The sequence below is a fragment of the Pseudoalteromonas phenolica genome (assembly GCF_044788725.1).
Lineage (GTDB): Bacteria > Pseudomonadota > Gammaproteobacteria > Enterobacterales > Alteromonadaceae > Pseudoalteromonas > Pseudoalteromonas phenolica_C.
The window spans coordinates 310,278-334,480 of the sequence record NZ_CP173161.1 but is presented as its reverse complement, the minus strand read 5'-3'; the positions used below and the strand labels follow the sequence as shown (position 1 = coordinate 334,480).

24 protein-coding genes, 2 tRNA genes and 1 riboswitch are annotated in these 24,203 nt (G+C 43.3%); of the genes, 3 read left to right on the top strand and 23 right to left on the bottom strand.

Going from position 1 to position 24,203, the window contains the following annotated elements; all coding sequences use genetic code 11:
- Positions 1-27: 27 nt before the first annotated feature.
- The 4 genes from rpsF to orn form a co-directional block, all read right to left on the bottom strand.
- Positions 28-369, bottom strand: a complete 342-nt coding sequence (gene rpsF / locus ACH784_RS01545) for a 30S ribosomal protein S6 (RefSeq protein ID WP_058028561.1) — start codon at positions 367-369, stop codon at positions 28-30.
- 192 nt (positions 370-561) lie between these two features.
- Positions 562-637 (bottom strand) — tRNA-Gly (locus ACH784_RS01540).
- Between the two features lie 132 nt (positions 638-769).
- A tRNA-Gly gene (locus ACH784_RS01535) sits at positions 770-845 on the bottom strand.
- A 252-nt stretch (positions 846-1,097) separates the two neighbouring features.
- Positions 1,098-1,643 carry an oligoribonuclease gene (gene orn, locus ACH784_RS01530; protein WP_404392937.1) on the bottom strand — a complete coding sequence of 182 codons (546 nt, stop codon included), beginning with the start codon at positions 1,641-1,643 and terminating at the stop codon, positions 1,098-1,100.
- Between the two features lie 202 nt (positions 1,644-1,845).
- On the opposite strand from orn, the gene rsgA reads away from it, so the two are divergent.
- Both rsgA and asd read left to right on the top strand, forming a co-directional pair.
- A complete protein-coding gene (gene rsgA / locus ACH784_RS01525; protein WP_404392935.1) occupies positions 1,846-2,904 on the top strand; it encodes a small ribosomal subunit biogenesis GTPase RsgA in 1,059 nt (352 codons plus the stop codon).
- A gap of 60 nt (positions 2,905-2,964) precedes the next feature.
- Positions 2,965-3,825 (top strand): archaetidylserine decarboxylase, encoded by an 861-nt coding sequence (gene asd / locus ACH784_RS01520; protein ID WP_404392933.1) that lies wholly within the window; start codon positions 2,965-2,967, stop codon positions 3,823-3,825.
- A 61-nt stretch (positions 3,826-3,886) separates the two neighbouring features.
- Here asd and ACH784_RS01515 read toward each other — a convergent pair whose 3' ends face one another.
- From ACH784_RS01515 to ACH784_RS01480, 8 genes are all read right to left on the bottom strand, one after another.
- Positions 3,887-4,633 carry a HesA/MoeB/ThiF family protein gene (locus tag ACH784_RS01515; RefSeq protein ID WP_404392931.1) on the bottom strand — a complete coding sequence of 249 codons (747 nt, stop codon included), beginning with the start codon at positions 4,631-4,633 and terminating at the stop codon, positions 3,887-3,889.
- On the bottom strand, positions 4,633-6,168 hold the full coding sequence (gene thiE, locus ACH784_RS01510) for a thiamine phosphate synthase (RefSeq protein WP_404392929.1): 1,536 nt from the start codon (positions 6,166-6,168) through the stop codon (positions 4,633-4,635). The genes ACH784_RS01515 and thiE overlap by 1 nt, the downstream gene beginning before the upstream one ends.
- Positions 6,169-6,201: 33 nt before the next feature.
- Positions 6,202-6,987: a thiazole synthase gene (locus tag ACH784_RS01505; protein WP_404392927.1), complete on the bottom strand. Its 786-nt coding sequence runs from the start codon at positions 6,985-6,987 to the stop codon at positions 6,202-6,204.
- A gap of 2 nt (positions 6,988-6,989) precedes the next feature.
- Positions 6,990-7,184 (bottom strand): sulfur carrier protein ThiS, encoded by a 195-nt coding sequence (thiS, locus tag ACH784_RS01500; RefSeq protein ID WP_058031113.1) that lies wholly within the window; start codon positions 7,182-7,184, stop codon positions 6,990-6,992.
- Positions 7,181-8,191: an FAD-dependent oxidoreductase gene (locus ACH784_RS01495; RefSeq protein WP_404392925.1), complete on the bottom strand. Its 1,011-nt coding sequence runs from the start codon at positions 8,189-8,191 to the stop codon at positions 7,181-7,183. The genes thiS and ACH784_RS01495 overlap by 4 nt, the downstream gene beginning before the upstream one ends.
- Positions 8,192-8,282: 91 nt before the next feature.
- Positions 8,283-10,232, bottom strand: a complete 1,950-nt coding sequence (gene thiC, locus ACH784_RS01490) for a phosphomethylpyrimidine synthase ThiC (protein WP_404392923.1) — start codon at positions 10,230-10,232, stop codon at positions 8,283-8,285.
- Between the two features lie 131 nt (positions 10,233-10,363).
- Positions 10,364-10,464, bottom strand: a riboswitch (TPP riboswitch).
- A gap of 32 nt (positions 10,465-10,496) precedes the next feature.
- The gene (locus tag ACH784_RS01485) at positions 10,497-10,943 is read right to left on the bottom strand and encodes an META domain-containing protein (RefSeq protein ID WP_404392921.1); all 447 of its coding nucleotides are present in this window, start codon (positions 10,941-10,943) and stop codon (positions 10,497-10,499) included.
- Between the two features lie 31 nt (positions 10,944-10,974).
- Positions 10,975-11,364 carry an acyl-CoA thioesterase gene (locus ACH784_RS01480; RefSeq protein WP_404392919.1) on the bottom strand — a complete coding sequence of 130 codons (390 nt, stop codon included), beginning with the start codon at positions 11,362-11,364 and terminating at the stop codon, positions 10,975-10,977.
- A gap of 120 nt (positions 11,365-11,484) precedes the next feature.
- On the opposite strand from ACH784_RS01480, the gene ACH784_RS01475 reads away from it, so the two are divergent.
- Positions 11,485-13,590, top strand: coding sequence for a TonB-dependent receptor (locus ACH784_RS01475; protein ID WP_404392917.1), 2,106 nt, complete (start codon positions 11,485-11,487; stop codon positions 13,588-13,590).
- Positions 13,591-13,857: 267 nt separating this feature from the next.
- Here ACH784_RS01475 and speD read toward each other — a convergent pair whose 3' ends face one another.
- From speD to rpe, 11 genes are all read right to left on the bottom strand, one after another.
- Positions 13,858-14,667 carry an adenosylmethionine decarboxylase gene (gene speD, locus ACH784_RS01470; RefSeq protein ID WP_404392915.1) on the bottom strand — a complete coding sequence of 270 codons (810 nt, stop codon included), beginning with the start codon at positions 14,665-14,667 and terminating at the stop codon, positions 13,858-13,860.
- Between the two features lie 84 nt (positions 14,668-14,751).
- Positions 14,752-15,165, bottom strand: a complete 414-nt coding sequence (locus ACH784_RS01465) for an OsmC family protein (protein ID WP_404392913.1) — start codon at positions 15,163-15,165, stop codon at positions 14,752-14,754.
- Between the two features lie 81 nt (positions 15,166-15,246).
- On the bottom strand, positions 15,247-15,582 hold the full coding sequence (locus tag ACH784_RS01460; RefSeq protein ID WP_404395148.1) for a DUF3802 family protein: 336 nt from the start codon (positions 15,580-15,582) through the stop codon (positions 15,247-15,249).
- Positions 15,583-15,735: 153 nt separating this feature from the next.
- Complete coding sequence (gene astD / locus ACH784_RS01455; protein WP_404392911.1) at positions 15,736-17,208, bottom strand: succinylglutamate-semialdehyde dehydrogenase; 1,473 nt, start codon at positions 17,206-17,208, stop codon at positions 15,736-15,738.
- Positions 17,209-17,223: 15 nt separating this feature from the next.
- Positions 17,224-18,240, bottom strand: coding sequence for an arginine N-succinyltransferase (gene astA, locus ACH784_RS01450; protein WP_404392909.1), 1,017 nt, complete (start codon positions 18,238-18,240; stop codon positions 17,224-17,226).
- A gap of 69 nt (positions 18,241-18,309) precedes the next feature.
- Positions 18,310-19,521, bottom strand: coding sequence for an aspartate aminotransferase family protein (locus tag ACH784_RS01445; RefSeq protein WP_404392907.1), 1,212 nt, complete (start codon positions 19,519-19,521; stop codon positions 18,310-18,312).
- A gap of 299 nt (positions 19,522-19,820) precedes the next feature.
- Positions 19,821-20,996 (bottom strand): HDOD domain-containing protein, encoded by a 1,176-nt coding sequence (locus ACH784_RS01440; RefSeq protein WP_404392905.1) that lies wholly within the window; start codon positions 20,994-20,996, stop codon positions 19,821-19,823.
- A gap of 35 nt (positions 20,997-21,031) precedes the next feature.
- Complete coding sequence (locus tag ACH784_RS01435) at positions 21,032-21,619, bottom strand: anthranilate synthase component II (protein ID WP_404392903.1); 588 nt, start codon at positions 21,617-21,619, stop codon at positions 21,032-21,034.
- Positions 21,620-21,675: 56 nt separating this feature from the next.
- Complete coding sequence (gene trpS, locus ACH784_RS01430; RefSeq protein WP_404392901.1) at positions 21,676-22,680, bottom strand: tryptophan--tRNA ligase; 1,005 nt, start codon at positions 22,678-22,680, stop codon at positions 21,676-21,678.
- Positions 22,681-22,706: 26 nt separating this feature from the next.
- Complete coding sequence (locus ACH784_RS01425) at positions 22,707-23,372, bottom strand: HAD-IA family hydrolase (protein ID WP_404392899.1); 666 nt, start codon at positions 23,370-23,372, stop codon at positions 22,707-22,709.
- On the bottom strand, positions 23,369-24,052 hold the full coding sequence (rpe, locus tag ACH784_RS01420; protein ID WP_404392897.1) for a ribulose-phosphate 3-epimerase: 684 nt from the start codon (positions 24,050-24,052) through the stop codon (positions 23,369-23,371). The genes ACH784_RS01425 and rpe overlap by 4 nt, the downstream gene beginning before the upstream one ends.
- Positions 24,053-24,203 lie beyond the last annotated feature (151 nt).

Here is a 24,203-nt window from a genome sequence, read left to right as displayed (position 1 = left end):
ATTTAATCAATCCAGATTCAATAACGATTAAGCAGAAGCTGCTTCTTTTTTCTCTTCTTTAACAAGAGGAGATGCTTCAGTTACAGCGTTTTTAGTACGCATAACTAGGTTACGTAGCACTGCATCGTTGTAGCGGAAAGAAGTTTCAAGCTCGTTGATTACTTCAGTTGGTGCTTCAACGTTCATTAGAACATAGTGTGCTTTGTGAAGCTTTTCGATTGGGTAAGCCAGTTGACGACGGCCCCAGTCTTCTAGACGGTGAATTTGACCACCAGCTTCAGTGATAGAACCAGTATAACGCTCGATCATACCAGGTACTTGCTCACTTTGATCTGGGTGAACCATGAATACGATTTCGTAATGACGCATGGATATTCCTTACGGTTAATATAGCCTTGTCCCGTTTCGGCCAGTCGGGGGAAGGCAAGGAACTAAATGTGATAGCCGAAATGAGCGCGTATTCTACGTTGAGTTGGGAGTTTTAGCAATGAAAAAAGCAAGAAAAAGACTAATAATTAATCAACAACCGAAAGAAGTAAAATTAGATTTGAAAAAGAAGATTGGAGCGGCACACGAGGTTCGAACTCGTGACCTCGACCTTGGCAAGGTCGCGCTCTACCAGCTGAGCTAGTGCCGCATTCCATATTTAGCTCTTGATTTGTTTGTAATATCGCAAAGGTCGCGTCTATTACCCGACGCAGCTGAGCTAGTGCCACATCATGACAGTTATTTATATAACTAGTTTGCTTGTAAACAAGACTTGAGAAATTGGAGCGGCACACGAGGTTCGAACTCGTGACCTCAACCTTGGCAAGGTTGCGCTCTACCAGCTGAGCTAGTGCCGCATTCCATAGTTAGCTCTATAATTGTTAGTAACATCGCAAAGGTTGCGTCTATTACCTGGAGCAGCTGAGCTAGTGCCGCATTCCATAGTTAGCTCTATATTGTTAGTAACATCGCAAAGGTCGCGTCTATTACCTGAAGCAGCTGAGCTAGTGCCGCATCACAATGGTTGCTTTTAAAACAAAAACCCCGCAGAGCATCTGTCTAAGCGGGGCAGGATTCTACAATAATGTAGGTGCTTTGCAAGCAGTTTTTTAAAGATTAAAGAACTTTTCTTTATAAATCTTTAATTCCATTATTGAATCTTTTATATCGTCTAGTGCAAGGTGTGAACTTTTCTTTTTCACTTGACCAAGTAACTCAGGCTTCCAACGACGTGCGAGCTCTTTCACTGTACTCACATCTAGGTTGCGATAGTGAAAGTAAGCCTCAAGTTCAGGCATGTACTTATTTAAAAAGCGGCGGTCTTGACCAATTGAATTACCACACATAGGAGAACTACCCGGCGGTACCCACTCTTTTAAGAAATCTAAAGTTTGTGCAATGGCATCATCTTCAGTCAACGTACTCGCTTTGCAGCGTGCAGTTAAACCAGAACGGCCGTGTTGGTTAGTACACCACTCGTCCATGCCATCTAATAACTCATCACTTTGATGGATAGCGATAACAGGGCCTTCAGCTAACACATTCAAGTCGCCGTCAGTGATCACTGTCGCAATTTCTAGGATTTTATCTGTTTTCGGCTCTAGGCCTGTCATTTCTAGATCTAACCAGATCAAATTCGATTCATTAAAAGACATAAACTACCTTAGCGGTACTTCCTTTAGATCCAATGCAATTAGATATATCATATTAGCTTCACTTGTTTACCTAAAGCTTTTTTTTAAAAAGCGCTTAATTTAATTGAGTTATAGCCCATTTAAGCCATGCTCACAAAGTAAACAAGGTGATTTTAGGCAATTTTATTAATTGCGATTTTGATCAGTGACAAGCTAAGTAACTATGGCAAAACAAAAGAAACTCAGTAAAGGCCAATCCCGTCGGATCAGTGCCAACCATCAAAAACGCTTGCGTAAAGCTAAACAGCAGCATGGCGAGCAACAAGATACCCAGTGGCAAACCGACAATTTAGGTCCAACTGAAAATGCAGTGGTGATCAGCCGTTTCGGCCAGCATGCCGATATAGAAACATCTGATGGCGAAGTATTGCGCTGTAATATTCGCAGAACCGTTGGCGGCTTAGTATGCGGTGATGAAGTATTCTTTCGTCGTGCCAAGGTCAGTGATGGCGACCTAGCAGGCGTTATCGAAGCCATTGAAGAGCGCCGTTCGCAACTTACCCGCCCTGACTTTTATGATGGCGTTAAAGTTGTTGCAGCGAACATTGACCAGATTTTGATGGTCTCTGCTATTTTACCTGAGTTCACCCCACAGATTATCGACCGATATTTAGTGGCTTGTGAAGATATGGGTATCGAGCCCATTTTAGTGCTCAATAAAATCGATTTAATTGATGACGAAGGTCTCGAGTTCATCAACGAGATTTTAGATATCTATCGTGAATTAGGTTACAAAGTTCACCTTGTTAGCACCAAAACCGGCGAAGGTATTGACACGCTGAAGCAAGTATTAGTGGGTAAAAACAATATCTTTGTAGGCCAATCAGGGGTAGGTAAATCAACGCTGGTCAATACCGTATTGCCTGATGCAGATATTCTTACCAAAGAAGTTTCTGAAAATAGCGGCCTAGGTCAGCACACCACGACTGTGTCACGATTACATCACTTACCTAGCGGCGGTAACCTGATTGATTCACCGGGGATCCGTGAGTTTGGTCTATGGCACCTAGATGTTGAACGCGTAACTTGGTGCTTTAAAGAGTTCCGCGAGTATATAGGTGGTTGCCGTTTTAGAGATTGTAAGCACCTTAATGACCCTGGATGTATATTGGTCGAAGCGGTTGATGAGGGTAAAATTACTGAATTACGTTTTGACAGCTACCACCGTATTCTAGAATCAATGGCTGATGGCCGCGCGGGTGCTCGCGCGCCAAGGGTTTAAAAAATTTACAGTTTATATGTTAGTATCTGCGCTAATTATTTTTAGGAATTTATAGTCCCCATGGATAAATTTAAAATTGCCATGCAATACGCCATGCCTAAGCATGGGATCTCTCGCCTAGTTGGTAAATTGGCTGCCGCTGAAGCGGGCTCCGTGACAACTTCTTTAATTAAGGCGTTTATCAAGCAGTATAAGATTGATATGAGCGAGGCACTTTACGAAGATCCTGCGCACTATAAAACCTTTAATGAGTTCTTTACTCGCCCATTAAAACCAGGCATTCGCCCATTAACAGAAGATGAAAGCATTATTACTCACCCTGTAGACGGCGCTATCAGCCAACTAGGTGATATTGTAGATGGTCAACTTATTCAGGCTAAAGGTCATAACTACAGCGTACAAGACTTACACGGTGGTGATAAAGACGATGCCGACCCATTCATGGGCGGTAAGTTTGCCTGTATTTATTTGGCACCCAAAGACTATCACCGTATCCATATGCCAATTGACGGCACGTTGCGTAAGATGATTTACGTACCGGGCGATCTATTCTCAGTTAACCCTCTTACAGCGAAAAATGTGCCTAACTTGTTTGCGCGTAACGAGCGTGTCGTGGCAATTTTCGACACCAAAGTGGGCCCACTGGCGATGACTTTAGTCGGTGCAACCATTGTAGCAAGCATCGAAACGATTTGGGCAGGGACAGTTACACCACCTGCAGGTCGCGACGTCATGACATGGAATTACCCGGTTGAGGGCGACAAAGCGATCCATTTAAAGAAAGGTGATGAAATGGGCCGCTTTAAGCTAGGCTCAACGGTCATTTTAGCCTGGGGTAAAGATCAAGCTGACTTCTTAGATAGCGAGCAGCCTGAAACAGTAACTCGTATGGGCACACCGTTTGCTAAAATTGACGATTAATCATTTATATTAAATACGCTTTAAGACCAGAAAAGCCTGCAATTTGCAGGCTTTTTTGTAATTAAGCTGAACGACAGTTTATACATTCTGGATCTTTAAATAACCCAAAGGACTTTTGCTCTAACGTTAAGCCATCCACTTGCTTAAACACGCTACCACTATGGTGGCCTAAAATCATGTTCACGGTATAAAGCGCCTGCATTGAACCTATGACGCCTAACAATGGGCTTATCACCCCAAAGTTATCGCAGTTTTGTGCCACTTGCCCGCCCTCTTCTGGGAATAAGCAGGCATAACAAGGACTTTCGCTTCTAAAATCAAATACCATTACCTGACCTTGGGTTGCGATGGCTGCACCTGAAATCAGTACTTTTTGCTTCGCAAGACAGTATTCATTCAGTAGATAACGGGTTCTAAAGTTATCGCTACAATCTAGGATAAAGTCGGCATCAGCCAATAACACATCTAAATTTTTTTCGCTCAAACGTGCGTGCACAGGGTTCAGTACAATTTGATTATTTAGACTGGTCAGCACCTTGCCTGCAGCTTTGGCTTTGCTTTGACCAAGGTGGTTTACCTTATAGATGATCTGACGTTGTAAGTTAGATAGCTCAACGTCATCATCATCAATGAATGTCAGTTGCCCTACACCTGAAGCTGCCAAATACAGTAAAGCCGGGCTGCCTAAACCGCCACAACCTACCACCGCAACTTTGGCACTTTTCAGCTTATTTTGCCCAGCTTCGCCAACTTCTTTGAGTAACAAGTGGCGGCTGTAACGTAGCCGCTCTTTGTCATCCAATGCCATTAAGCTTCACCTCGCCCTTTACGAATTGCAGCTTTAAGCTCAAGTACCGCATTTTGGTGGTCATCAGCTAAAGTGATCGCACGCACCACTGCAACACTGCCCACACCAGTACTGGCAACTTGCTCAGTGCGGGCAATATCAATACCACCTATGGCCACGGTCGGGTAATGTGCTTTCATTAACGGCACAAAATGCTTGAGCTTTTCAAGGCCCTGAATTTGTCCTGTCATGTCTTTAGTTGTAGTTGGATAAATCGCCCCGAAGGCTAAGTAACTTGGCCGGTAATTGTGCGCTCGCACCATTTCATAAAAGCCGTGTGTCGATACGCCTAAACGTAAACCCGCATTTTGAATTGCCGATAGGTTAGCTTCACTTAAATCTTCTTGACCAAGATGCACACCATACGCACCATGCTCGATGGCTAACTGCCAGTAATCGTTAATAAATACTCGGCCTTGGTATTTCTCACCCAGCATGATGGCGGTTTTGATCTCTGCTTCTAGGTTTGGATCGTTTGGATCTTTAATGCGCAGTTGAACGGTCGGTACGCCTGCGGCTAAACATTTTTCAATCCAATCGGCTGTATCAACAACCGCATAAAGCTCCAGCTCACCGTCGGTGTCGGCAAAACCTGCTGCAAAATTAAAATCATCCGGCGCGGCCAGTTCTAATTCATCAGCTAACCAACTACCCGGTTCAATCACTTGCGGGAAATGATTTAAATCTTCTGGGAAGCCCGTATGCGCTACAGGGCCAATGCCTTCGCCATAACGCACGGCGCTTGCTAAACCTTGGTTGATATACGCTTTACCTAGAATAAATGCGTCTTTTAACGGGTAACCTTTGGCAAGGCAAGCCGCGATACATGACGATAAGCTACAGCCTGTGCCATGGGTATGTGGAGTGACTACCGCCTCGTTTCCTAGCCAGTATTCTTCTTGGCTGTCACTGCGACAATAATCTATGCAGTAGCCTTTCGGGTAATCCCAGTGACCGCCTTTGATCACCGCAGAGCCTGCACCAAAAGCCTGTAACTTTTCGGCAGCTTCAACCACTGAACTTGGGCCAATAAGGTAAATACCTGTGAGTAATTGTGTCTCGTGTGTATTTGGGGTGATCACATCTACCAGCGGGAAAAGATACTTTTTCAGTGCGTCAACGGTGTCTTCTTCGGTTAAGGTGTCACCACTGGTTGCAATCGCAACCGGGTCATATACCACCACTGGCGGCACCGCCCACGTTTTTTTGTAATGAGCAATGTGCTCGGCGATTAACTCTACTTGCGCGATATTGGCAAGCAAGCCTATTTTAATCACTTTTGCAGGCATATCTTGCGCCAGTGCATTAAGTTGAGACTCAATCACGGCATTACTGACAGGGTTTATGGCATCAACCCCAAGACTGTTTTGCGCGGTAAGTGCCGTGATCACAGTACAGCCGTGTACACCAAAGCTGTGCATGGCTTTAAGGTCAGCTTGAATACCTGCGCCACCGCCACTGTCTGAGCCTGCAATACTCCAAACAACTTCTGACATCTCAGACTCCTAAATTCTTTATCTATTTCTATTTTAATCTTGGTGCCAAAACGGCATACCCATAGTCGGCGTAGAAGGTGCCGCCACCTCTTTTTCAGGCATGGCTTTGGCTTCATAACTAAAGCGACCAGCTTCTACTGCTGACTTAAACGCTTTGGCCATGGTCACCGGGCAACCCGCACCAGCAATGGCCGAGTTTAATAGTACCGCATCATAACCTAGCTCAAGCGCTTGGCAAGCGTGAGACGGTAAGCCTAAGCCTGCGTCCACGATTAAAGTATGCTCAGGCAGGCGCTCACGGATGGTTTTTAAGTTATAAGGATTAATTAGCCCTTTGCCAGTGCCAATTGGTGCGCCCCAAGGCATTAATACCTCACAGCCTAAATCGGCCAGTCGCTGACAGATCACTAAGTCATCGGTGCAATAAGGCAGTACTTTAAAGCCATCTTTGATCAAAATGTCAGTCGCTTCTAATAAAGCCACGGGATCAGGCTGCAAGTTATACTCATCGCCAATCAGCTCTAACTTGATCCAATCTGTATCGAATACTTCGCGGCACATTTGCGCCAAGGTCACCACTTCTTTGACACTGTGGCACCCAGCTGTATTAGGCAATACGCGCAGCCCTGTATCTTTGATTAATTGCCAAAAATCTTGGCCAGCTTCGACTGAATTTTGGCGTCGTAATGACACTGTCACAATTTGCGACTGCGATGCCACCAGCGATTGCTGCATAACTTGCGGAGACGGATAAAGCGCTGAGCCTATCAATAAGCGGCTATCAAAGATTTCGCCATAAATGGTGAGTGGTTTATGCATGTTTATCCCCCTTGAATAGGCGACAATAACTCGATTTGATCGCCCTCTTTTAATTCAGCCACAGCACATTGGCTGCGCGGTACAAACTGCCCATTCACAGCCACAGCAAATGGCGGCACTGCGCCTTGCGATTCAATAAATGCTTGTAAATTAGTGTCGGTTAGCGCGACTTGTTGACCATTGAATACGACGTTCAAAGTAACCCCTTGCTCAGTGCTCGCTGCACCACAAAGGGTGCAAGTAAATAACCATGGCGATATAAGCCATTAATTTGGATGAGGTTGTCTTTTACCTCAATGTTTGGACGATTATCAACAAATGCAGGTCTTAGCCCAGAGTTAATCGACATTACACGGCCTTCACTAAAGCCGCTGTGTACTGTGTAGGCTGCTGACAACAACTCAAGGGTAGAGCGGACCGTGATAGGGCCATTATCTTGCGACTCAATTTCAGTCGCACCAATGACAAACTCATGATTTGGTTTCGGCGCAATGTAAATTGGGTAGCGAGGATGCATTAAACGCACAGGACGAGTTAATGTCACTTCTGGTGCGTATACGCGCGCGACTTCACCACGCACACCACGCAACCCAGACACTTCATCTTTGGCACCTAAGCCACGACAATCGATGATCCAATCGAATGCTTCACCGTTTACTTGCCCTTGCTCGCAATACACAGACTGCCCAAAATGAAACTCAACATCTTGCTGTTGTAAGGTCTCAAAACTGGCGCGATAAAAAGCCAAGTTATCGAGCTGGCCTTCACAAGGTAAAAATATGCCTTGATGAAAACGCCCTGCTAGCTCTGGTTCTAACTGAGAAATGTCTTGGCTATTGGCTATGTGTGCTTGGTGCCCTGCGAGGGGTTTTAAGCGCTGTGAAAAACTTTGTAAGTCGCCCTTGTCTTGCTGATGCGCAACAACGAGGGTACCTGCTTGTTGAAAAAATACCGGGGAAGAAAGTTTTGCCAAAAGTTCGGGCCAAAGTGCCATGGCTGTTAAGCCATCTTCGGCTAAGTCTGCTTCACAAATTACCGACTCAGCCAACGGCGCTAACATAGCTGCCGCTAACACACCGGCACTGTTATTTGCTTGTGCGTCGTCTTTTTCGAAGATACTCAGTTGATAGCGCTCCATCAGCATCAATGCTGCAACACGCCCCAACAAACCAAACCCTAATACAGCAACTCTTGGTTTACTCATTTCTGCCCCTAAAAACCCGAAGGTTAAGACCTAAGACGCAATCATCTCAGGTCTAAAAAACAATGCCATGCGCGAAGCATGGCATAACTTGCTAAATCGCTTTGTGATATAGCTCAGAGCCTGTTTGTTTAAACTCTTCAGACTTGGCTTTCATTTCAGCTTCAACATCGATCATCTTGATCTTAATTGCGTTGTTATCAGAAATATCAACACCTTGTGCTTCTAGGTCTTTCGCGTAGTCACGTACTTCTTGAGTGATCTTCATTGAACAGAACTTAGGACCACACATAGAGCAGAAGTGTGCCACTTTACCCGACTCTTGCGGTAGCGTTTCGTCGTGATATTCAAGTGCACGTTCAGGATCTAAACCTAGATTGAATTGGTCGTGCCAACGGAACTCAAAACGCGCTTTCGATAGCGCGTTATCACGAATTTGTGCACCAGGGTGACCTTTCGCTAAATCGGCAGCGTGTGCTGCAATTTTGTATGTGATAAGGCCTTCTTTTACGTCTTCTTTGTTTGGAAGACCTAAGTGCTCTTTTGGCGTTACATAACACAGCATGGCCGTACCATACCAAGCGATCTGCGCAGCACCGATACCAGAAGTAATATGGTCATAACCCGGTGCAATATCGGTCGTTAATGGGCCAAGGGTATAGAAAGGCGCTTCATGGCAATGCTCTAATTGCTCGTCCATGTTTTCTTTGATCATATGCATTGGCACGTGACCTGGACCTTCGATAAACACCTGAACGTCATGCTCCCAAGCAATCTTCGTCAGTTCACCTAAAGTGCGTAACTCTGATAATTGTGCTTCATCGTTGGCATCTGCAATTGAGCCCGGACGTAAACCATCACCCAGTGAGAAACATACGTCGTACTGCTTCATGATCTCACAGATGTCTTCGAAATGTGTGTATAAGAAGTTTTCTTTATGGTGCGCTAAACACCACTTCGCCATGATTGAGCCACCACGCGATACAATACCGGTGACACGTTTTGCCGTCATTGGTACGTATCGAAGTAATACACCAGCGTGGATCGTGAAGTAATCCACACCCTGCTCTGCTTGTTCAATCAGCGTATCGCGGAAAATTTCCCATGTTAGGTCTTCAGCAACACCATTTACTTTCTCAAGTGCTTGGTAGATTGGTACAGTGCCGATTGGCACAGGTGAGTTACGTACAACCCATTCACGCGTTTCGTGAATATAACGGCCTGTAGACAGGTCCATTACCGTATCTGCACCCCAACGCGTTGACCATACTAGCTTCTCAACTTCTTCTTCAATTGAAGAGGTAACCGATGAGTTACCAATGTTGGCGTTCACTTTTACTAAGAAGTTACGGCCAACAATCATTGGCTCTGATTCTGGGTGATTGATGTTGTTAGGAATGATAGCTCGACCACGTGCCACTTCTGAACGAACAAACTCTGGGGTGATGAACTCTGGAATTTCAGCACCAAACGACTCGCCTTTGTGCTGTTGCGCTAATAACTCTTCACGGATTTTTTCACGCCCCATGTTTTCACGAATGGCTACGAATTCCATTTCTGGAGTGATAATGCCCTGACGCGCATAGTGCATTTGCGTCACGTTTTTACCTTTTTTAGCACGGCGAATTTTAGGCAGGTTTTCAAAACGAATATGGTCAAGACCTTCATCCGCCATACGCTGCTGCGAGAACTTAGACGTTACGGATTCAAGCACTTCTGTGTCGTCACGATCTAAGATCCACTGTTCACGGTACTTAGGTAAGCCTTTACGCACATTTAGCTCAAAACCCGGCTCAGTGTAAGGGCCAGACGTATCATAAACACGGACTGGTTCATTTTTTTCAAAAACAGGGTTTTCTTCTGTACCACCAATAAAGCTGTCGCTTAAAGTGATTTCGCGCATACCTACACGTACGCCCGCTTGCTCACCTTCTACATAGACTTTTTTAGAATTTGGAAACGGTTGGCCAGTAAGGTTATAAATATATTCTGATGCCGCGGCACGGGTTTCGCGACGGCTTGGCTTGCTACTATTGTTTGACATGACTTGCCTCATGGTTAGTTAAGGTGTCTTGTCAGATCTCCAGATGGAGAGAGATGGGGGTTAGCCCAATTGGTCCGAGCCAAATGCATGCACGACGCATATTAGCTTTTTGCAGCCAGCAAAGATATTTGCTTGCAAGGCAGCTTGTTCCCTACGCAGGTTTTAACCTGATCAGGTTCACGGATCCCGCAAATAATGCGATCTCAGCCCGAAGGCACTCCGACAAGTAACGAATTGGGTGCAGTCTACTTCATAAACAACGGCTTATTCAAGACCATCTAAACGTTTAAAGTGTAGGACTGGCTTACCATTTAGTATTAGCGCCTTATCTGACACCGTAAAAGGCACACCGATTTCTAACATATTCAGTAGCATACGCTCTTGTTTATCGAGCTCATCGGAGCAGAGCATTTTTGTCATGCCGATTTGTTCAACATACAGCTGATTGTCTTGAATGCGGGTTTTGCCAAAGAAACGGTTGCATCCGGTGTGGCCCATAATTTGGTTATCTTCAACAAGCTGAATGCGCATCTCACTACTAATTTGCGCAACTTTATCAATCTGACTTAATTGCCAATGACCCTGTGGTAGTGTCTTTTCAGAGAAAGGGTTTAGGCTATTTGGGTCGTCCCACACCATGGTACAACCCGATAAAATAGCAGAGCCCGATAAGCCCAAAACAATGGCTAAAGTAGATAACTTATTTTTCATGCAAGGCTTCCTATGTTTAGGGCTTTATTTTTTATGTAAATAACTGCTCAAGTTGCTCAGGCACAAACGGGCGACCTTTTTCATTCACTGACGTGCCTGTTACGACCGCATCCAGCATCAATTTATTATCTGCTGCGCGGATCACCTTTTGATTAAAGGCGAATTTCAATCGGCTTAAACGCTCTACTTCAACTTCAACGTAAAACGCATCGCCCGGCTTTAAAGAATCTTTGTAATTCATCTCTGAGCGGATCACCACTAAATTCACCTTATCTCTGGCAAGTTGGGCAAAATCGATATTTTTAGCTGCCAAAAACTCATGGCGTGCATGCTCTAGATAATTGAAATAGACACTGTTGTTGACGATACCTTGCAAGTCGCACTCATAGTCGCGCACTTTAAACTCAACTTGAAAACTCATTTAATCCTCTATTAACTCGGTGATGTTGACCGCTGTTATAACATAATTAAACATAGTTTAGCTTCTCTGTATGGCCTGATTTGTTAGAATAACGGGTAACTAAAACGGAATAATCTGATCATGAAAGCAAAATTCTCTCTGTTATATGCAGCTATGCTGCCTTTATTTGCCGCCAATGCGGTTGCAGAACAAAGCCCCCTTGAAGTAATTGAAGTCACCGGTGACTTTAAAAAAGAAAGCATTCAAACCTTAAGCGCCAGTGCCAGTGTGTTGGGTGAACTAGAAATTACGCAACGCGGTGCAAGCTATTTAGATGAGATTTTAAATTCAACGGCTAATGTGAACTTCGCAGCAGGCGCGTCGCGCGGCCGTTATGTGCAGATCCGTGGCGTTGGTCTTCGCTCACAATTCCAAGACCCTATTCAACCAAGCGTGGGTTTACTTATCGATGGTATTAACTACTCAGGCCTGGGTGGCAGTGCATTATTATTCGATGTTGAGCAAGTGGCGGTTTATCGCGGCCCACAAGGTACACGTTATGGCGCTGATGCCATGGCAGGTATGATTGATATGCAAACCACTGCGCCTAACCAAGATAAATCATTAAAAGTGAAATTAGGTGTTGGTAACCACAATAGCTACGAAGCTGGCATTGCGGCCGGTACTGGCTTAACTGATAGCTCTGCAATTCGCGTTAGCGCGTTCCAACGTAAATCAGATGGTTATACCGATAACCTATATCTAAATCGCCCAACCCAAGAACAAGATGAGCAAGCTTTAAGATTAAAGCTGAGCAATGAGTGGAACGATAACTTCAATACTTCACTTGCTGTACACCACATCAATATCGAAAACGGTTATGACACATTCACGCTTGATAATAGCCGCAACAGTGTTGCTGATGAACCGGGTCAGGATAACCTAGAAAGCGATGCTTTCTCTTTAACTGCAAATTACACCGGCTTTGAAACGGTAAATATCACAGCAACAGCAACGGGCCTGCAAGCAGACTCTCTGTATAGCTATGATGAAGATTGGGTATGTAATAACGCCAACCAAGCAAACTTATGTGCAGCAGGTCTTCACCCTTGGGGTTATAGCTCTACAGACAGCTATGCGCGTGACACTGAAAAAGGCACATTCGACCTGCAAATTAGCTCTAAGCAAGATGATTGGGTTGTTGGTCTGTATTCTGAGCGTCGCGATGTAGACCTTACTCGTGCTTATACTTGGCAATCTCAAGATTTTCATTCAAGTTTCGATATTCGTAATACTGCGCTTTATGGTCAAAAAATTACATCAATTGCAAAAGATGTAGAACTGATCACTGGTTTACGTGCAGAAAGCTATGAGGCTGACTACAAAGACAATAATGGTTTTGCTGAAACAACCGATAAAACCATGCTAGGTGGTAAAGTTGCGCTAGAGTATCAAGTTGTCCCTCGCACTATGATCTACACAAGTCTATCTCGTGGCTACAAAATCGGTGGTGTAAACGGCGAAGCGCTCGCGAAAGCTAAAGATAAAAACCTTAATATTCAGCCAGAGAACTATACTTTTGCTCCTGAATATTTATGGAATGCCGAATTTGGTGTCAAAGGCCAATCAGAAGATAAAAGCCATACCCTGCGCGTGACTGCTTTCTTCATGAAACGTGATGATATGCAATTAAAGCAATGGCAAGTTCAAGACCAACAATTCGCAGGATATTTAGATAATGCTAGCTCAGGCAAGAATTATGGTTTTGAAGTAGAAGGTACAAAACAGTACACAGAGCGCCTTGCACTAAACTATAGCTTTGGCTACTTACGCTCGAAAATTAAAGGCTTCACAACCTCTGACGGCATCGACCAGCATGGAAGAGCGCAAGCCCAAGCGCCTAAATATCAATATGCGTTTAGCTTTAACTATGCACTAACAGATAACTTAGAAGCACAACTTGGTTTTGAAGGCAAAGATAGCTATTACTTCTCAGATAGTCATAACGACCAAGCATCTAATCAAAATTTGATTAATGCCAGCGTTAGCTATCACAGAGATAACTGGTCACTGACTGCTTGGGGTAGAAACCTAGCAGATAGAGATGTGCCTGTTCGCGGCTTTTTCTTTGATAACAATCCAATTGGTAGCACTAGCTATAAAACAGCGTACGAAGATAATCCAACTTCCTACTACCAGTATGGCGAGCCTCGCCTTGTAGGATTAACGTTTAAATACGAGCTATAAATGTAAAACCCCGTAATACCAATTCTGTTAAGTATGTGATCAGGGATAGCGCTGGATAAATGAAATGGTAACAAGGCGGAATTTTTCTTATGTAGTTGTTCTACATTGATAAATCCTAACGCAGTTAGCATGATATTTAGCCCGCTAGGATGGTCAGCTATTTAAGTGAATTGGTATAACATAGAGTACGGGGTGTTTTTTATCTCTAAGATTGAGACATAAAAAAGCGCACATTGGAAAATGTGCGCTTTTCTTTTTTATGAGAAATTAGCTTAACTCTGGCAGGTTACGGCCATAGAAGACTTCTTGGATTTCACGCTCCACTTTCGCGCGGATTTCTTTCTCTTCATCTTCACTCATATCGTCTGTACTGATCCCAAATAAATAGGTATTTAGATCAGTCTCTTTCAGCATCATTTTAGTGTGGAATAAGTTTTCTTGGAAAACATTTACATCCACCATGTGATACGCTTCTTTGGTGTCTTCAGTCATGTAATTCTGAATAGAATGAATTGCATGATCGATGTAGTGTTTTACACCAGTGATATCGCGGGTAAAGCCACGTACACGGTAGTCGATAGTTACAACATCAGACTCTAAAGAGTGGATTAAGAAGTTCAACGCTTTAAGTGGCGAAATAACACCACAGGTTGATACTTCGATGTCTGCACGGAACGTACAAATACCATCATTAGGGTGCGCTTCAGGATAAGTGTGAACACAAATGTGGCTCTTATCTAAGTGTGCAACCACAGACTCAGGAAGTGGTCCTGGTGTTTCGTTGCTATCAAATGTCTGCTGCTCAACAGGCTCTTCAGACACAAGAATCGTTACACTTGCACCTTGCGGATCATAATCTTGGCGAGCAATGTTCAGAACATTTGCACCAATGATATCTACTACTTCTTTTAGAATATCCGTTAAACGATCCGCACTATATTGCTCGTCGATATACTCTAAATATTCTTTACGCTGTTGCTCCGTCTTCGCGTAACAAATGTCGTAGATACTAAAGCTTAAACTTTTAGTTAAGTTATTAAAGCCGTGGAGCTTAATTTTATCAAAGGGCTTGTTCACTATACTCAACCTTTAAACAATAAATCTGCAACGCAGAACTCAAAGAGGGCGGATTTTATACGAAAAATCCGCACTGAAAAAGGGTTATTTTACTGTACTGTCAATTACTTCATGGCTATGAGTGATTTCTACTGTTTTATCAAGCATTAAGGCCACAGAACAATACTTTTCAGCAGATAATTGAACAGCGCGAGCAAGGTGCTTTTCAGACACTTCTTTACCGGTAACTACAAAGTGTAGATTCATTTTAGTGAAAACTCTAGGTGCGCTCTCTGCACGCTCTGCGGTCAACTTAACTTCAACATTCTCAAATTGTTGTTTTGCTTTTTTAAGAATGCTCACCACGTCTACCGAGGAACAACAGCCTGCTGACATTAACACCATTTCCATTGGGCTTGGAGCTGCACCATCTGCACCAGTATCAAACACCACATTATGACCAGACTGTGAACGGCCAATAAAGGTATCGCCATCAACCCACTTAATATTTGCTTCCATTTTTAACCTCTATAAATACAAACACCGCCTGAAAGCGGCGGTGTTATAAAATGCAATAAACTGTTTGAGACTGCAATTTTTTTAGATTGCTGCATCGAATAAGTTTTTAACTAAACCAGCAAACTCTTCTATAAATTCTCGTTGCTCTTTTGTCACTCGTTGTTCAGTCACGCTGGATAAGACTTCTTGTAAGTCATAGACGATACCGTCTACCTCACGCACGATTAAACTACGTTGTTCAGTTGATAAATCTGTGTTTTGCTCACAAATTTTAATCACGTACTCAGCGATGACATCTTCAATTAACTCCATCACCCTTGGTGCACCTGGCTCTATCTCACCAGGCTTTTCAAACAAGGTTAAATTGTGGGTTAAGTACATAACTAACTCATCATAGCCCTGTTTATCTAATACCATAGTTTGTCCACCTGAAACTCTCAAAGCATCTCCTATTGATTTAAGCAGAAACTTACATGCATTGCTACTTTTACAGCTAACGGATGAAAAAAAAGCAGCCTAAGCTGCTTTTTTTAATACTTTTATTCTATCTAAATAGATAGAGAGTGCGAATTAGTCGATTGATAAACCTGGGCTTAATGCACCTGGTAAAGTCACTTTTTCTAATTCAACAGAGGCTACCGGGTAAGCACAATAATCAGCGGCATAGTATGCACTTGCTCTGTGGTTACCTGACGCACCAATACCACCGAATGGTGCTGCACTTGATGCGCCTGTGATTGGACGGTTAAAGTTTACAATACCAGCACGAATACGACGTAAGAAGTGGTCGTAATCTTCAGCATTGTCACTTAGTAGACCTGCTGATAAGCCAAAGCTCGTATCGTTCGCTTTTTCGATTGCTGCATCAAAGTCTGTGTAACGGAATACTTTTAATAATGGACCGAAATGCTCATCATCTGGGAAATCAGTGACATTTGAACACTCAAGGATACCAGGTGTTACAAAGCCTGTACCTTCTTTATGTGTAAGCTCGATGATAGCCTCAGCACCTAAATCAATCAGTTGCTGCTGCGCTGCAACCATACCTGCAGCCGCTTGATTCGAGATCATAGAGCCCATAAATGGCTGGTCTTCATCATCAAAGTTACCCACTTTGATTGCTTTTGTTGCACGTACTAGGTGCTCAAGGATCGCATCACCCTGCTCGCCTGCAGGTAAGAATAACTTACGCGCACACGTACAACGTTGACCGCTTGAGATAAATGCCGATTGAATGATGTCGTGAACAACCGCTTTCGTATCAGACGCATCTTTTACGATTAATGGGTTATTACCACCCATTTCTAGCGCTAGGATTTTACCCGGCTGACCAGCAAACTGCTCGTGAAGGATATGACCTGTGCGAGAAGAGCCAGTAAAGAACAAACCATCAATACCACGGTGAGAAGCAAGTGCTTTACCTGTATCTACTTCACCTTGTACTAGGTTGATCACGCCTGCTGGAAGGCCTGCTTTTTCCCAAAGCTTAAGCGTAAGCTCAGCAACATAAGGTGTTAGTTCTGACGGCTTAAAGATAACTGTGTTACCTGCTAAAAGTGCAGGCACGATATGACCGTTTGGTAAGTGACCAGGGAAGTTATATGGGCCAAATACAGCTACAACACCGTGTGCTTTATGGCGAATAACCGCGCGGCCAACTGGCATTGCATTTTCAACTACACCAGTACGTTCATGGTATGCTTTTTCTGAAATGGCAATTTTACCAACCATAGCACCCGCTTCTGTTCGCGTTTCCCATAGTGGCTTACCTGTTTCTTTCGCAATCGCAATTGCCAGCTCTTCGCTGTTTTCTTTTAACTGCTCAGCAAAACGCTTAACAATCTCTAAACGCGCTTCAAATGTCATATCGCCCCAGCTATAAAAAGCTTCACGCGCTGACTTTACAGCTGTATCAACTTGCTCAGCTGTTGCTGAGTTTGCTTGCCAAATAACTTCGTTGTTTGCTGGGTTCAGTGATGAGAATGCCTCACCTTGACCTGCTAACCATTCACCATTAATAAATTGTGCGGCATGTGTTGTCATAATAAATCTCTATTTTTATATAGTTGCGATGCTGACTTTGTCACCATCCACTAAATTCAATGCGTTTGCCAACTCTGCTGAGATAACGACGGTATCAGTATTGTCATCAATCTGAAGCTCAGCAACGGTTGCACGATACCCTTCCAGTTTATCATTAGCAATCATCACAGGGGAACCACCAGGGTTATCACCTATTGATACTGTTCTAAAGCTTGATGAACGTACAGTGCGAATGTTATCAACTTTTGCTTCAACCGTTGGACCTGCGTCAAAAATATCTACATAGCCGTTAAAGGTAAAACCTTCGCTCTTAAGCAGCTCAATCGCAGGACGCGTGTTGTCGTGTACTTGGCCAATCACTTCTTGTGCGTCTTTACTTAGCAGATTCACATAAATTGGGTATTTTGGCATAAGCTCAGCAATGAACACCTTCTGACCGATACCTGTTAGGTAATCCGCCGTTGGGAAATCCATTGAGAAGAAGTGCTCTTCAAGCCATTGCCAGAATGGACTTTGACCATTTTCATCTGATACACCACGCATTTCTGCAATAACCGTATCAGCAAAGCGCTGCTGATGCTGTTTGATAAACATAAAACGCGACTTTGACAATAACTTGCCATTAAAGCCTCTACGATGCCCTTCTTTCAAGAACAGAGTACATAGCTCAGTGGCACCCGTGTAGTCGTTACACAGAGTCAGAATATCAACCGCTTTATAAACATTTAAGGTGCGTGATGAGTGGATCACCTTACTTAGATGGTAATGATAGAACGCATCATCTAAACCAACAGCCGCTTCAATCGCGCTGGTACCCACTACTTCGCCAGTGTCAGTGTCTTCTAAAACAAACAAATAGCCTTCATCAAAAGGGACATCCGTTTCTTTTTTGAAAGACGCTTCAGAGCGTTCGATTTTGCTTTGTAATAGCTCTTCATTATTAGGTAATGAAGTAAAGCCATGACCTGATTCATGGGCAATTTTTAAAAGCGCTGGATAGTCGCTTTGCTGGATTGGGCGAAGGATCATCATGAGTCCGCTTACTCCTAAAAAGTTAACTTGACGGTAGACCAGGCCAAGCAAGCTTGGCCACTCAAGGAATTAAGCGTTTGCAGCTACAACTGCAGCAACTGCTTTTTCGAAACGAGCCATACCTTCACGGATATCCGCTTCAGGAATAACCAATGATGGCGTGAAGCGAACAACATCAGCGCCTGCCACAAGTGACATCACACCTTCTTTAGTGCCTGCTACTAAAAACTCTTTCGCGCGGCCTTTGTATGTTTCGTTTACAACACCACCTAATAATAGACCTTTACCACGAATTTCGCTGAATACGTTGTACTTGTCATTAATTGCAGTAAGTAGTTCGCGGAATAGTGCTTCTTTCTCTTTAACACCGTTTAATACAGCTTCATCATTTACCGTATCGAATGCCGCTTCTGCAACAGCACAAGCTAATGGGTTACCACCATAAGTAGAACCGTGTGTACCAATCTTTAAGTGCTTCGCGATTTCAGTCGTTGTGATCATCGCACCGATTGGGAAGCCACCGCCTAGCGCTTTTGCAGTTGTTAAAATGTCAGGCGTTACACCTAAACCTTGATAAGCGTATAGGTCACCAGTACGACCAACACCTGTTTGTACTTCATCAAAAATAAGCAGTGCATTGTGCTTAGTACATAGTTCGCGAACACCTTTCACGAAATCTGCTTCTGGAGATACGATACCACCTTCACCTTGCAGTGGTTCCATCATCACAGCACATGTATTGTCAGAAATTAACGCTTCGAATGCCGCTAAATCGTTATAGTCACAATGTACGATATCACCCGGCTTAGGACCGAAACCATCAGAATAAGCAGCTTGACCACCCACAGTTACGGTGAAGAAAGTACGACCGTGGAAGCCTTTATTGAATGAGATGATTTGTGATTTTTCAGCGCCGAAGTTATCTAGTGCAAAACGACGTGCTAGTTTAAGTGCAGCTTCGTTCGCTTCTGCACCTGAGTTTGCAAAGTAAACTTTCTCTGCAAATGTTGCGTCTGTTAATTTTTTAGCTAAACGCAATGCTGGTTCGTTTGTCATTACATTTGATAGGTGCCAGATTTTTTCACCTTGCTCTTTAAGCGCATTGACTAATGCTGGGTGACAGTGACCTAAACAGTTAACAGCGATACCACCTGCAAAGTCGATAAACTCACGGCCTTCTTGATCCCAAACGCGAGAGCCTTCGCCTCGAACTGGAATAACTGCTGAAGGTGCATAATTAGGTACCATTACCTGATCGAATAATTCACGATTAATAGTCATTTTCTATCCCCATAAAGTTGAGTTAGGTGCGCTAAAACTAGCACTCAGTGTTGCTAGTTTATGGCTAAAAATAGCCATATGGCACAAATTTCATTCACCCATTATTTCAGAAAAAAGCCTTAAAGTCTCATTTAAAACTTTCATAGAGCCCTTGATATTCAAGGGTTTGGGATAGTTTTTCATAGTGAGTGAATAACTATTTAAATGTCTGACGTTGATTTGTCTGTTTAGAAAAGGAAAAGCCACTAATCGAGTTAATTAGTGGCTTGAATGAATAGTCGCAAAAAAAATCTTAAATTTTACAAAATTGTTAGCTGTAAACTGTTAAAGTTACATTTTGCTAGCGTAGTTAGTTCCTCTTTTGTTAACCCTAAATGGGCAAACCAATGAGCTGCTTCATCCTTTTCAATAAACTGATTGTCTTTGAGGATCATATACAAACTATAGCCATGAGCCTTACGTAATACCTGACTTAGGGGTAAATAGTCGGCTGACTGACTATGCGACTGAGGTAAATAATTAGCTGCAAACTCTTCCATCGGTGCCATAAATGGCAAATACCTGAACGCCATTTTGTCAATCAATTTAGCCGATAGGTTTGCCGAGTGATTAAGCAGTAAGCCTCTTAAAAACAGTGGATCTGGTGATAATTCTAATAATGCAGAATGCAGGTCTTTATGGCTTTTATCACGGGCAATACGCACCTTTTCTTGCCATACCTTTTCAAACGTTCTTAGATACAAGCGCGTTAAAGCAACTTTACCTACATCTAATAACATACCTAGCGTAAAAGCATGCTGCTCTTTGACACCGTTCAATTCAGCTAAATGCTTTGCCGCAATCGCCATAGTCATACTATGGTCACGGAGTTTGCGCTTTAACAAAGGAAATGGCGATGTATCGTGTGGCATCCAGTGACGCATAGCAAAAGTAGGTATCACCATTTGTAAATTTTCAAGCCCAAGATAGCGGAGAGCCAGTGCAGGCGTATCCACTTTGACTGTGACACCTTTTGCGCTTTGCTTACGATATTGCGGTAAATTAACTAAGGAAACCAGATCTCTGCCTAACCAAGTTAATTCATTAACCAATGGTTCTAGTCGCCCAACCGACGCTGACTTCACACCCAGAATATCTAAAACAGTCGGTACCGCGTCCTGAATGCCAACAATTTCATGGTAGATATTATCAATATCATCCATTTGCTGTTGAATTGATGTCTCAATAATTTGATGTAAGTGATTACTGGCTTTGGCAATGTACTTATGATGGCTAGTGCTACTTTCTTTTCGTTTGGCAGCCGCGGCGATTTCGACCTCAAGCATAGTGCGTTGCGGTATCTTTTCACCATAATTGATCTCAAGAGTATGAATATACCCCATTTGCATTTGTGCAAAGTTATGGCTAATAAACAGATCGTGCGCACGTTCATTAAGTGCGATTGCCGTCCTTAATTGCCGAGATTGTTCAGTCATTGAGCGTTCTATTGAATCCTATTAAAGCTTTGCTTTTACTTAGAAAAGCGGCGAATAAAGTTATTTAACAATGCCAAACCTTGCTCTGTGAGTATCGCTTCAGGGTGAAACTGCACTCCTTCTAAGGCCATTTCAGTATGGCATAAGCCCATAATTTCATCCACTTGTTGCGTGGCATTCTCTGTCCATGCCGTGATTTCAAGGTCTTCAGGCAAACGCTCTTTTGCAACAATCAGTGAGTGATAGCGGCATACAGTTAAAGGGTCTGGCAAGCCTTGAAACGCCCCTTTATTAGCATGGCGAATTTGCGAGGTTTTACCATGCATGACTTCTCGGGCTCTGACCACTTGTGCACCCAATGCTTGTGCAATCGTTTGATGACCTAGACAAATCCCCAGTATTGGAAACTGCCCTTTTAACTGCTCAACAACAGATAAAGAAATTCCAGCCTCATTTGGACTGCAAGGACCTGGTGAAATAACAATGTGCTCAGGGTTGAGTGCTCGAATATCAGCAATACTCAACTCATCGTTCCGTTTTACTACAACGTCTTGATCTAAGCGTTGGAAATACTGCACTAGGTTATAGGTAAACGAGTCGTAATTATCGATCATTAATAACATAGAAATTTCCATAAAAAAGCCAGGCGTAAAAGCCTGGCCTAAATTATAAAATCCAATTATGGACGAGGTATGAAGCCAACCGCGTCATAAACCGCTTTAAGTGTTTTCTCTGCGCGTGCGCCTGCTTTTTCAGCACCATTACGCATAATGTTGTCTAACAAAGTTTGATCTTCACGAATTTCTTTAAAACGCGCTTGGATTGGTTCGATCATATTTACCACAGCTTCTGCTGTGTCTTTCTTCAAGTGACCATACATTTTGTCAGCGTATTCTGGCACTAAGTCTTCAATCGAACGCTTAGTTGCCACTGAGAGTAAAGTCAGTAAATTTGATACACCCGGCTTTTCATCGCGATCGAAATAAATACGCGCTTGCTCGTCTGAGTCAGTGACTGCTTTTTTCAGCTTCTTCTCGATTTTCTTAGGCTCATCTAACAGCATGATGTACGCATTCGGATTTTCATCTGACTTTGACATCTTCTTCAGCGGATCTTGCAAGCTCATCACGCGCGCGCCAAGTTCAGGGATGTAAGGTTCTGGTACTTTGAATACGTCACCGTATAAGTTATTGAAGCGTGTTGCGATATCACGAGTTAACTCAAGATGCTGTTTTTGGTCTTCACCTACAGGTACTTGGTCTGCTTGATATAATAAAATATCTGCAGCTTGTAACACTGGGTATGAGAATAAACCGACGTTGACATTATTTGAATGCTTTGAAGATTTATCTTTAAACTGCGTCATGCGGTTTAATTCACCCATTTGCGCATAACAGTTAAGTACCCATGACAACTGTGCATGCTCTGGTACTTGAGACTGTACGAACAGAGCTGACTTTTCAGGGTCAATGCCACAAGCAGCATAAAGTGCCACACCATCTAATACACGCTCACGCAGCATTTTAGGATCTTGGCGAACTGTGATCGCGTGCAAATCTACCAGCATAAAGAAACAATCATGATCTTGTTGTAACTTAAGCCACTGGTTAATGGCGCCTACATAATTGCCTATCGTCATACCACCGGTTGGCTGAATGCCACTTAACACTACTGGTTTAGTCATGTTGTTCCTTTATTAAATTTACTGATTTATTGCTGGTTAATAATTGGGATTATATCTAAGAACCCGTCGCATAGGTACTCAGGTTCAAGCTCTTTTAAGTCGAATCCTTGATTGTAACCATAAGTCAACGCGAGCACATCTATTTCTGCATTTTTTGCGGCAATGATATCGCTTTTAGAGTCTCCAATCATGATTACCTTATCTGGCGTAACATTAAGTGCCTCACAGGCTTTTAAAAGCGGCGAAGGTGACGGTTTTTTCTCACCATCATCACCGCATACTAATACTTTAAAGTGCGAAGCTAGGTTTAACTTTTCTAAAAGCTGCTCTGTAAACACGCGATCTTTATTGGTTACAATGGCTTTTGGTAAATGCGCTGTTGCTGCTAAGCCTGTTTCAACATGTTGATAAAGCGCGACATAGTCACCCGCAAGTTGCTGGTAATGGCTTTTGAATCTCGCGACCGAATCGGTGACTAAGCGAGGGGGTAACTCTGGATTTACTTCCATGTCACCGCTCAATGCCCGCTTCACGAGCATTTCAATGCCATTACCGACCCAAGTGGTTACTTGCCCATAACTTACGATTGGAAACGCCACTTCAGTCAAGGTTAAATTCAGCGCCATATACATATCTTGGGCACTGTCGACTAAAGTGCCATCTAAATCAAATAGCACACCTTGATATTTCATCGTGAAACCTTCGCTAGCTCTTCACGCATTTGCGAAATGACTTGGGCATAATCAGGTTGATTAAAAATAGCTGAGCCAGCGACAAACATATCTGCACCCGCAGCGGCAATTTCTGCGATATTTTCAACTTTCACACCACCGTCGATTTCTAAACGAATATCACGACCCGATGCGTCAATACGCTCACGAACTTGTTTTAGTTTGTCTAATGTTTGTGGAATAAAACTTTGCCCACCGAAACCAGGGTTTACCGACATAAGTAAAATCACATCCAACTTATCCATCACATAATCTAAATAATGTAATGGAGTGGCAGGGTTAAATACTAAACCCGCCTGACAGCCATGTTCTTTGATTAAAGATATGCTTCTATCAATGTGCTCACTGGCTTCAGGATGGAAGGTGATAATACTCGCACCCGCTTTTGCAAATTCAGGAATAAGTGCATCTACCGGCTTTACCATTAAGTGCACATCAATTGGCGCATCAATACCATAATCACGTAATGCCTTACACACCATTGGGCCAAACGTTAGGTTAGGCACATAGTGATTGTCCATAACATCAAAGTGCACGATATCGGCACCTGATTGAATAACACGCTCTACGTCTTCACCAAGCCTTGCGAAGTCTGCAGATAAAATAGAAGGGGCAATAAGATATTGAGGTTGTTTTTGCACGGTAAACTCTCTTTAATTGATACTTCGGTTGTCCGCGCTACTTTACCGCATTTCATGCTCTGTACCCAAGTTTTATTGACCCTGACTATTTATCAAAGGAGATTAAATCGTTTTGCACTTAATGATTTCAAAAATGGCAATTTTCGCACAA